The sequence below is a fragment of the Streptomyces sp. YIM 98790 genome, assembly GCF_011421595.1.
Classification (GTDB): Bacteria; Actinomycetota; Actinomycetes; order Streptomycetales; family Streptomycetaceae; genus Streptomyces.
The window spans coordinates 1-9,169 of the sequence record NZ_WTLH01000208.1 but is presented as its reverse complement, the minus strand read 5'-3'; the positions used below and the strand labels follow the sequence as shown (position 1 = coordinate 9,169).

Annotated in this window: 8 protein-coding genes and 1 pseudogene; 4 read left to right on the top strand and 5 right to left on the bottom strand. The window is 74.2% G+C overall.

The annotated features are described in order from the left end of the window. Positions 1-68: 68 nt before the first annotated feature. Together tsf and rpsB are read right to left on the bottom strand one after the other, a co-directional pair. Positions 69-905, bottom strand: a complete 837-nt coding sequence (tsf, locus tag GQS09_RS24240; protein ID WP_165989711.1) for a translation elongation factor Ts — start codon at positions 903-905, stop codon at positions 69-71. A 149-nt stretch (positions 906-1,054) separates the two neighbouring features. Continuing rightward, positions 1,055-1,945: a 30S ribosomal protein S2 gene (gene rpsB / locus GQS09_RS24235; protein WP_165989710.1), complete on the bottom strand. Its 891-nt coding sequence runs from the start codon at positions 1,943-1,945 to the stop codon at positions 1,055-1,057. Between the two features lie 440 nt (positions 1,946-2,385). Here rpsB and GQS09_RS24230 point away from each other — a divergent pair, with 440 nt between their 5' ends. The 4 genes from GQS09_RS24230 to whiG all read left to right on the top strand — a co-directional run bounded on the left by GQS09_RS24230 (position 2,386) and on the right by whiG (position 7,012). Next, positions 2,386-2,913, top strand: coding sequence for a YraN family protein (locus GQS09_RS24230; protein ID WP_165989709.1), 528 nt, complete (start codon positions 2,386-2,388; stop codon positions 2,911-2,913). Next, positions 2,913-4,514, top strand: a complete 1,602-nt coding sequence (locus GQS09_RS24225) for a YifB family Mg chelatase-like AAA ATPase (RefSeq protein ID WP_165989708.1) — start codon at positions 2,913-2,915, stop codon at positions 4,512-4,514. Before GQS09_RS24230 ends, GQS09_RS24225 begins: the two co-directional genes overlap by 1 nt. Before the next feature lie 200 nt (positions 4,515-4,714). Continuing rightward, positions 4,715-5,890 carry a DNA-processing protein DprA gene (gene dprA / locus GQS09_RS24220; protein ID WP_165989707.1) on the top strand — a complete coding sequence of 392 codons (1,176 nt, stop codon included), beginning with the start codon at positions 4,715-4,717 and terminating at the stop codon, positions 5,888-5,890. A 279-nt stretch (positions 5,891-6,169) separates the two neighbouring features. After that, positions 6,170-7,012: an RNA polymerase sigma factor WhiG gene (gene whiG / locus GQS09_RS24215; protein ID WP_165989706.1), complete on the top strand. Its 843-nt coding sequence runs from the start codon at positions 6,170-6,172 to the stop codon at positions 7,010-7,012. Between the two features lie 141 nt (positions 7,013-7,153). On the opposite strand, the pseudogene GQS09_RS24210 reads toward whiG, so the two are convergent. From GQS09_RS24210 to lepB, 3 genes and pseudogenes are all read right to left on the bottom strand, one after another. After that, positions 7,154-7,573 (bottom strand): annotated as a pseudogene (locus GQS09_RS24210) (peptidoglycan DD-metalloendopeptidase family protein); the annotation flags it as partial. Between the two features lie 249 nt (positions 7,574-7,822). Continuing rightward, positions 7,823-8,149, bottom strand: a complete 327-nt coding sequence (locus tag GQS09_RS24205; RefSeq protein WP_165989705.1) for a DUF2469 domain-containing protein — start codon at positions 8,147-8,149, stop codon at positions 7,823-7,825. Between the two features lie 111 nt (positions 8,150-8,260). After that, positions 8,261-8,983 (bottom strand): signal peptidase I, encoded by a 723-nt coding sequence (gene lepB, locus GQS09_RS24200; RefSeq protein WP_165989704.1) that lies wholly within the window; start codon positions 8,981-8,983, stop codon positions 8,261-8,263. Between the last annotated feature and the right edge of the window lie 186 nt (positions 8,984-9,169).

Sequence of the window (9,169 nt, the reverse complement as noted above, 5' to 3'; positions counted from 1 at the left end):
GGCCCGGGAGCCCGGCGGCCCGCCACGGCGGGTGTGAGCGGCCGCGGGAGCGGCGCGCGCGGCGCCGCTCAGGCGCCGACGCGGAAGCGGGCGAAGCGCTGCACCGCCACGCCGGCCTCGCCGAGCACCTTCTGCACGGTCTTCTTGTTGTCCCGGGCGAAGGGCTGGTCGAGCAGGGTGTTCTCCTTGAAGAAGCCGTTCACCCGGCCCTCGACGATCTTCGGCAGGGCGGCCTCGGGCTTGCCCTCCTCCTTGGCGGTGGCCTCGGCCAGCCGGCGCTCGGTCTCCACCACGTCGGCGGGGACGTCCTCGCGGCTGAGGAACTTGGGCGCGAAGGCGGCGATGTGCTGGGCGACGTCCTTGGCGGTGCCGGCCTCCGGCTTGTCCAGCTGCACCAGCACGCCGACCTGCGGCGGCAGGTCCGGGCTGGTGCGGTGCAGGTAGGCCGCCACATAGCCGTCGGTGAACTGGGCGAAGCGGTCCAGCACGATCTTCTCGCCCAGCGCGGCGTTGGCCTCGTCCAGGAACGCCTGGACGCTCTTGCCGTCCTCGATCTCCGAGGTCAGCAGGGTGCCCAGGTCGGCGGGCGAGGTGCGGGCCACATGCTCGGCCACGGCCGTGGCGGTGGCCTGGAACTTGTCGCCCTTGGCCACGAAGTCGGTCTCGCACTTGAGCTCGACCAGCACGCCGGAGGTGTTGTCGTCGGCGATCAGCGCGACCACGGCGCCGTTCTCGGCGGTGCGGCTCTCGCGCTTGGCAACGCCCTTCTGGCCCTTGACCCGCAGGATCTCGACGGCCTTCTCGACATTGCCCTCGGCCTCGTCCAGGGCCTTCTTGCAGTCCATCATGCCGGCGCCGGTCAGCTCGCGGAGCTTCTTGACGTCGGCGGCGGTGAAGTTCGCCATGGTTACGTGATTCTCTTCCCGGATGTTCGGTGGGTGGGATCGCACTACCGGGCAGCGGCGGGCCGGAGCCTCCCGGCCCCGGGCCCGCCGCGCCCGCACGTCAAGCCCGTCCGCCGTCCGTGCGTCGCCGGGCGGCGGACGCCGGACGGTCAGCCCTGGTCGCCGGCCTTCTCGGGCTCGGCGGACGCGGCCGGCTGCTCCGCCTCGGCGGCCGGCTGCCCGGCGGCAGCGGCGGCCTCGGGCGCGGTCTCGGCGGCCTTGGCCTCGGCGCCCTCCAGCAGCTCGCGCTCCCACTCGGGCAGCGGCTCACCGGCCGGCTTCTCGCCCTCCTTGGCGGCCTGGGCGGCACCGGAGCGGGCGAGCAGACCCTCGGCGGCAGCGTCGGCGATCACCCGGGTCAGCAGGGAGACGGAGCGGATCGCGTCGTCGTTGCCCGGGATCTTGTAGTCGACCTCGTCGGGGTCGCAGTTGGTGTCGAGGATCGCGACCACCGGGATGTTGAGCTTGCGCGCCTCACCGACGGCGATGTGCTCCTTCTTGGTGTCCACGATCCAGATGGCGCTGGGCACCTTCTGCATGTCGCGGATACCGCCCAGGGTCTTCTCCAGCTTGGCCTTCTCGCGGGAGAGGACCAGCAGCTCCTTCTTGGTCAGGCCGGAGGCGGCCACGTCCTCGAAGTCGATCTGCTCCAGCTCCTTCAGGCGCTGCAGCCGCTTGTGCACGGTGGAGAAGTTGGTCAGCATGCCGCCCAGCCAGCGCTGGTTGACGTACGGCATCCCGACCCGGGTGGCCTGCTCGGCGATGGCCTGCTGGGCCTGCTTCTTGGTGCCGACGAACAGGACGCTGCCGCCGTGGGCCACGGTCTCCTTGACGAACTCGTAGGCGCGGTCGATGTACGACAGCGACTGGAGCAGGTCGATGATGTAGATGCCATTGCGCTCGGTGAAGATGAACCGCTTCATCTTCGGGTTCCAGCGCCGGGTCTGGTGACCGAAGTGGACGCCGCTCTCCAGCAGCTCCCGCATCGTGACGACGGCCATGGCCGTTCTCCTTGGACTACTCGGTTGTCGGCACCGGCCGGGACTGGCCGGTGCCCCTGACGCCCCTGCGCGTCACAACCGCGGAAGTCCCTTGCCGGTCCTTCCGCGGACCGAGGTACGCGGCCGCCGTGCGGGCCGGGTTCCGGCCGCCGGCGGCGGGGCATGCGAGGTCGATCCGGGGCCCGGATCGCCACCCAGAAGTGTACGGGACCCCGGCAGCACCGGGCGACACGGCAATGCCGCACCACCCGGAGCGGCTGACCACCACGAACACTTCCCCGTTCGGCCCCGGATTGCCCCTGCCGCCCGGAAGAGAGCCGAAGTTCTCCGCCGCGGCCCGGTTTTCCACAGCCCTCGCGCACTCCCGCCCGTTCCCGCACTCTCTGTGCAGGGCCCCGCGATCACCCGGGGTCACCGGAGCGGTACGGAGGGGGAGCGCCATGGCATCGCGCGGCACGGAACACACCCGGCGGGGCCGCCCGGCACGGCGGCAGGCGGCCGGGCCGGGGGCCGGCGGACCGGAGGCCGCGGCCGGGCGGCGGCGGCAGGAGCGGCAGCGGTCCGCCGCCGCGCTCGGCAGATACGGCGAACGGCTGGCGGTGCGGCGGCTGGGCGAGGCCGGGCTGACCGTGCTGGACCGCAACTGGCGCTGCGCCGAGGGGGAGCTGGACATCGTGGCCCGGGAGGACGCCCCGCCCGGCGGGTCCCGCGGCGGTCCGGTGCCCGGTCCCGTGGTGGTGGTCTGCGAGGTGAAGACCCGCCGTGCGGGCGGCCCGCAGCACCCGATGGCCGGTGTCACCCCGGAGAAGGCCGAGCGGCTGCGCCGCCTCGCCGAGCGCTGGCTGGCCGAGCGCTGGCTGCCCGCCCATGGCACGCCGCCGCCGGGCGGTGTGCGGATCGACCTGATCGGCGTGCTGCTGCCGGACCGCGGGCCGGCCGTGGTGCAGCACGCGAGGGGGGCCGCCTGATGGGCTTCGCCCGCACCTGCTCGGTGGCGCTCACCGGGGTGGACGGCATGGTGGTGGAGGTCCAGGCGGATCTGGAGCCGGGCGTGGCCGGGTTCTCGCTGGTCGGCCTGGCCGACAAGTCGCTCAGCGAGAGCCGGGACCGGGTCCGTTCCGCGGTCGTCAACTCCGGGGTGGAGTGGCCGCAGCGCAAGCTGACGGTCGGGCTCAGCCCGGCCGCGGTGCCCAAGTCGGGCAGCGGATTCGACCTGGCCATCGCCGCCGCGGTGCTCGCCGCCGCCGGACGCATCCCGCCGCCGTCGCTCTCGGGGCTGGTGCTGATCGGTGAACTGGGGCTGGACGGCCGGGTGCGGCCGGTGCGCGGGGTGCTGCCCGCCGTGCTGGCCGCCGCCGGGGCCGGCTACCGGCAGGTGGTGGTGGCCGAGCAGACCGCGGCCGAGGCCGCGCTGGTGCCGGACGTGGCCGTGCTGGGCGTGCGCACGCTGCGCCAGGTGATCGCCGTGCTCGCCGGGGAGGAGGTGCCGGCCGAGGATCCGCCGGGCGGTACGGGGGGCGTTCCCGACCCGGCGCTGGCCGGGCTGGCGGCGCCCGGCGGCGGATACGCCACCGACCGGTCCGAACGCGTCCCCGACCTGGCCGACGTGGCGGGACAGCACACCGCCCGCCGGGCCCTGGAGATCGCCGCCGCCGGGCGGCACCACCTGTTCCTCAAGGGGGCACCGGGGGCGGGCAAGACCATGCTTGCCGAGCGGCTGCCCGGCCTGCTGCCGCCGCTGACCCGCCGGGAGGCGCTGGAGGTCACCGCGATCCACTCGGTGGACGGCTCGCTGCCGCCGGGCCGCCCGCTGGTCGACCGGGCACCGTACTGCGCCCCGCACCACTCGGCCTCGATGGCCGCGCTGGTCGGCGGCGGCACGGGCTTCCCGCGGCCGGGGGCGGCCTCGCTGGCCCATCACGGGGTGCTGTTCCTGGACGAGGCGGCGGAGATGGGCGGCCAGGCGCTGGACGCGCTGCGGCAGCCGCTGGAGTCCGGGCGGGTGACGGTCGCCCGGGCGGCCGGGGTGATGCGGCTGCCCGCCCGGTTCCTGCTGGTGATGGCGGCGAATCCGTGCCCCTGCGGCCGGTTCGGCACCCGCAACGGCGGCTGCGACTGTGCTCCGGGCACGGTCCGCCGCTACCGGTCGCGGCTGTCCGGGCCGCTGCTGGACCGGATCGATCTGCGGGTCCCGGTGGAGCCGCTGGGCCGGGCCGAACTGCTCGCCGCACAGGGCGAGGCGGAGTCCACGGCCGTGGTGGCCGAGCGGGTGCTGGCCGCCCGGGAGCGGGCCGCCGCCCGGTACGCGGACACCCCGTGGCGGGTCAACGGCGAGGTGCCGGGACATGAGCTGCGCACCCGGTGGGCCCCGGCGCCGGGCGCACTGGCCGGTGCCGAGCGGGACATGGACCGCGGACTGCTCAGCGCCCGGGGCCTGGACCGGGTGCTGCGGGTGGCCTGGACGGTGGCCGACCTGGCCGGCCATGCCCGGCCGGACGCCGACGACGTCGGCCTCGCGCTGGCCCTGCGCTCCGGGAACCCGCACCGCCACCCGCTCCCCCGCCCCTGACCGCAGGGCGGGACACGGGCCCCGAAAGCCACCGGGCCGAGAGCCGCCGGCCAAGCGACGAAGCGGCGGGGAGCCGGGACCACAGGACCACGANCCGGCCAAGCGACGAAGCGGCGGGGAGCCGGGACCACAGGACCACGAACCACAAGACCACAAGACCACAAGACCACAAGACCACAAGACCACAAGGAGGAGCGCGGATGGCGAAGGAGAAGGAGGAGGCCACCGGGCCCGCGGAGCGGACGGCGCGGGCGGCGCTGTGCCGGGTCGGCGAACCGGGGGACGAGACCATGGGCCGGTGGCTGGCCGCGTTCGGCCCCGAGGAGGTCTGGCGGGCGCTGCGCGCCGGCCGGCGGCTGCCGGATGTCTCCGACGAGCGGTGGGGCGGGCTGCTGCTGCGCGCCGCACGCGCCGATCCCGCCCGTGACCTGGCCACCGCGGCCGGCTGCGGGGCGCGTCTGGTCTGCCCCGGGGATGCGGAGTGGCCCAGCCAGCTCGACGACCTGGGCCCGGCGCGGCCGGTGGCGCTCTGGGTGCGCGGCGCTCCCTCGCTGCGCTTCCTGGCACTGCGCTCGGTCTCCCTGGTCGGCGCCCGGGCCTGCACCGACTACGGCGCCCATGTGGCCACTGAACTGGCCGCGGCGCTCACCGAGCGCGGCTGGACCGTGGTCTCCGGCGGCGCCTACGGCATCGATGCCGCGGCACACCGCGGGGCCCTGGTCACCGGCGGCCCGACCGTGGCGGTCCTGGCCTGCGGGGTGGACGTCTGCTATCCGCGGCGGCATCAGCAGCTCCTCGCCCGGGTCGCCGGACAGGGCCTGCTGGTCGCGGAGCTGCCGCCCGGAGAGCATCCCACCCGCCACCGCTTCCTGCAGCGCAACCGGGTGCTGGCGGCCCTCACCCGGGGCACGGTGGTGGTGGAGGCCGCCGCCCGCAGCGGCGCACTGGTGACCGCCCGGCACGCCCGCCGGCTGCACCGGCAGGTGATGGGCGTGCCCGGGCCGGTCTGTTCTGCCCAGTCGCACGGCGTGCACCAGCTGCTGCGCGACGGCGCCTGCCTGGTCACCGGCCCCGACGAGATCACCGAACTCACCGGGGCCATGGGCGAGCTGGCCGCGCAGCGGTCCGGACCGCTGCTGGCCCGGGATCTGCTGTCCGAGGCCGGTGCCCGGGTGCTGGAGGCGGTGCCCGCCCGGGGCGCGGCAGCGGCCCTGCGGGAGATCGCCGCGGGCGCCTGCACGACCGAACCGGACGCGCTCGCGCGCCTGCACGAGCTCCGCGCCCTGGGATTCGTCGAACAGGCGGGCGAGAGGTGGCTGCTCAGCGCGCTCCCCGGGCGTGCGGCGGGGGCGCACACTCCGGGAATCCAGGGATGATCACACCGCAACGCGCCGGGAGGAACGTATCTGCGCCGGGTTGATCCGCTGCCAGATGCGCAACGCTATACCGATGTCACGCTACGCTCACATCAGCCGGGCGTCCTTCCGCAGATCCCGCAGAACGCCCGGAAACCGCACAAACCCCGGAACTCGCAATATCCCCAGAACCATCAGAACACCCAGACCCCCCGGAACCCCCGGAAACCGCAGAACTCCCAGAAACCGCAGCACCCCGCAACACCCGCACCGATCGCGCAGAACGGCTCAAGGCGACGTATGCCCCAGCACTCCCCCGTCCCCCGGCCATCGGCTCCCGGAGCACCGGCCGAGGCACCGGGGTCCGTCCCCCGTTCCTCGCCCGCGTCGCTCGACGAACTGTGGCACGCCTACAAGTCCACCGGGGACAACCGGCTCCGCGAGCAGCTCATCCTGCACTACTCGCCGCTGGTGAAGTACGTCGCCGGCCGGGTCAGCGTGGGCCTGCCGGCCAACATCGAGCAGGCCGACTTCGTCTCCTCCGGGGTCTTCGGCCTGATCGACGCCATCGAGAAGTTCGATCCGGGCCGCGCCATCAAGTTCGAGACCTACGCCATCACCCGCATCCGGGGAGCGATGATCGACGAACTCCGTGCGCTGGACTGGATTCCCCGCTCCGTGCGGCAGAAGGCACGCGCCGCGGAGCGTGCCTACGCCACCCTGGAGGCCTCGCTGCGGAGGACCCCGACCGAGGCCGAGGTGGCCCGGGAGATGAACATCGACATCGAGGAGCTCCAGGCGCTGTTCAGCCAGCTCTCGCTGGCCAACATGGTGGCCCTGGAGGAGCTGCTGCACGCCGGGGGCGAGAGCGGTGACCGGCTCAGCCTGATGGACACCCTGGAGGACACCAGTGCGGACAATCCCGTGGAAGTCGCCGAGGACCGGGAGCTGAGACAGCTCCTTGCCCGGGCCATCAACACACTCCCGGCCCGGGAGAAGACCGTGGTGACCCTGTACTACTACGAAGGGCTGACGCTGGCCGAGATCGGGCAGGTGCTGGGCGTCACCGAGAGCCGGGTCAGCCAGATCCACACCAAGTCCGTGCTCCAGCTGCGGGCCAAGCTGGCCGATGCGGGCGGCTGACCCGGGCCGCGCACGGGCGGCAGCCGCCACGCCGGTGCCGGCCGGGGCCGGGATGCCGAGAAAGGGCAGCAGCCGGGCCGGTCCCCGGCGCAGCAGGCCGAGCGGATCGCGGTAGTCGCGCCGGCCCTCGCCGTGCAGCAGTCCCCAGTGCAGGCACGGCGAGGCGCAGTGGTAGGGCCCCTCGTCCAGCGCCCCGACCCGCTGCCCGGCCGCCACCCGTTCCCCCACCCCCACGGCGGGCACCACCGGTTCCAGCGTGGTGCGCGGTCCGGTACCGTGCTCGGCGCCGTCTCCGGCGCCGTCCAGCGCGATGGTGACCACGCCACGCCCGGCGACCCGGCCGGCGAAGGTGATCCGCCCGGCCGCCGGTGCGGTCACCGGGGTGCCGGGCGGGGCCCCGAGATCCACACCCCGGTGGCCGGCCGCCCAGGGTTCCGGCGGCGGCTCGAAGGGACGCAGCACGGCCGGCTCCCGCCCGCCCGGTGCCACCGGCCAGTCACGGCCGTCCGGCGGCACCGCGGCCCCGGCGGCCGCCGGGGCGGGCGGCGGCGGTTCCGGCATCGCCGGAGGAAGGAGCAGGAGCGGCACGGACAGCGCCAGGAACGGGAACAGCCGGAACAGCCGGAACAGCGGGACCGGGGAGGCCGGGGAGTCCAGGGGGGACGGCGAAAGCGCGCGCCGGAGTCGGCGCCGGGGACCGGGCAGGCTCATGGCAGCAGCATGCGGTTCCGCCGCCCGGCACGGGAGCCCTGTGGACAACGGGCGGGCCGGCGTGACCGGCGTCCTCCGTTCCGGTGAACCCGCCCGTGCTCAGGATCTGCCGAAGCCGGAGTTCTCCGGAAGATCGAGCTCATTGCGATTGAGCTCCTCGATGTTCACGTCCTTGAAGGTGAGAACCCGGACCTTTTTCACGAACCGGGCGGGCCGGTACATGTCCCACACCCAGGCGTCCGCCATGGTGATTTCGAAGAAGACCTCACCCTGGACCGAGTGCACCTGCATCTCGTAGTCATTGGTGAGGTAGAAGCGACGCTCGGTCTCGATCACATACGTGAACAACCCGACCACGTCGCGGTACTCCCGGTAGAGCTTGAGCTCCATCTCGGTTTCGTACTTTTCGAGGTCCTCGGCGCTCATGGCGTGATCCCCTTCAGCCGCTGGTGTCCCCATTGTGCGACACCGGGCGGCGCGCCACGCCGGAGTCGCAGGTCTGCCGCATGTCAGCAGGAACGTGCGGCCGTCTCCCGGTCAGCGGTTCGCCCGGCGGCGGCGCAGGCGGCGGGACACCGGCCCGTACGCCGTGCCGCCCAGGATCAGCACCGCCCCGGCCGCCGCCGCCCACAGGATGGGCCGCAGCGGACCGTCCGGCGACGTACCGCCCGGCAGATCGCCGAAGTCCGCCGCGCCGGGCACCATGCCGATCCGGTCCACCGGCCAGACGATCGCCTCCACCCGGGCCGAGACCGCCTCCGCGGGCACCGTGCCGGTGGAGTCCTCGCCCAGCAGCCGGGTCAGCGAATCGATGGAGTTCTGCCGGTCGTCGCCGAGCAGGAACAGCTCGCCCTCGGGCACCTCGGCGGAGAAGGAGTAGGGCGCGGCCGGCTGGTCGCCGGGCAGATAGGGCTCGTCCACCGGCCGGCCGTTCACGGTCAGCCGGCCCCGGTCGTCGCAGCAGGCCACGGTGTCCCCGCCGACGCCCACCACCCGCTTGAGCATCGGCACATCGCCCCAGGTCTCCTCGCGGAAGACCACCACGTCGCCGCGGTGCGCCTCGTCGCCGCCCATGCGGTGGGCCAGCACCCGGTCCCCGGTGGAGACCGTGGGCGCCATGGAGTCGGTGGGCACCTCGTACGGCTGGTAGAGGATCGCGGCGAGCACGAAGCCGCCCAGGAACAGCACACAGCCCACGGCCACGGCCGCGTTGGCCAGCACGGCTCCGGGCCGGATCCGCGGGCGCGGGGCTGTGCTCATCGCGTCCTCCCGTCATCGGTGGTCAGACGCGACCCTACCCATCCGACGCGCCCCGGGCAGCACCGGGGAACGCCGGGCAGCAGCGGAGAGCACGACGGACGGCCGCACCGCAGGCCCCGGAGCGCCGGACCGGCGGCCCGGCCCGCCCCGCTAGCCGCGCCCGGCGTCCGCGTCCGCCGCGGCGCG

Bases quoted from the DNA above. Each gene is read 5' to 3' on its own strand.
- whiG (WP_165989706.1), top strand. From the start codon at position 6,170: ATGCCCCAGCACTCCCCCGTCCCCCGGCCATCGGCTCCCGGAGCACCG.
- lepB (WP_165989704.1), bottom strand. From the start codon at position 8,983: ATGAGCACAGCCCCGCGCCCGCGGATCCGGCCCGGAGCCGTGCTGGCC.
- dprA (WP_165989707.1), top strand. From the start codon at position 4,715: ATGGCGAAGGAGAAGGAGGAGGCCACCGGGCCCGCGGAGCGGACGGCG.
- rpsB (WP_165989710.1), bottom strand. From the start codon at position 1,945: ATGGCCGTCGTCACGATGCGGGAGCTGCTGGAGAGCGGCGTCCACTTC.
- GQS09_RS24230 (WP_165989709.1), top strand. From the start codon at position 2,386: ATGGCATCGCGCGGCACGGAACACACCCGGCGGGGCCGCCCGGCACGG.
- tsf (WP_165989711.1), bottom strand. From the start codon at position 905: ATGGCGAACTTCACCGCCGCCGACGTCAAGAAGCTCCGCGAGCTGACC.
- GQS09_RS24225 (WP_165989708.1), top strand. From the start codon at position 2,913: ATGGGCTTCGCCCGCACCTGCTCGGTGGCGCTCACCGGGGTGGACGGC.
- GQS09_RS24205 (WP_165989705.1), bottom strand. From the start codon at position 8,149: ATGAGCGCCGAGGACCTCGAAAAGTACGAAACCGAGATGGAGCTCAAG.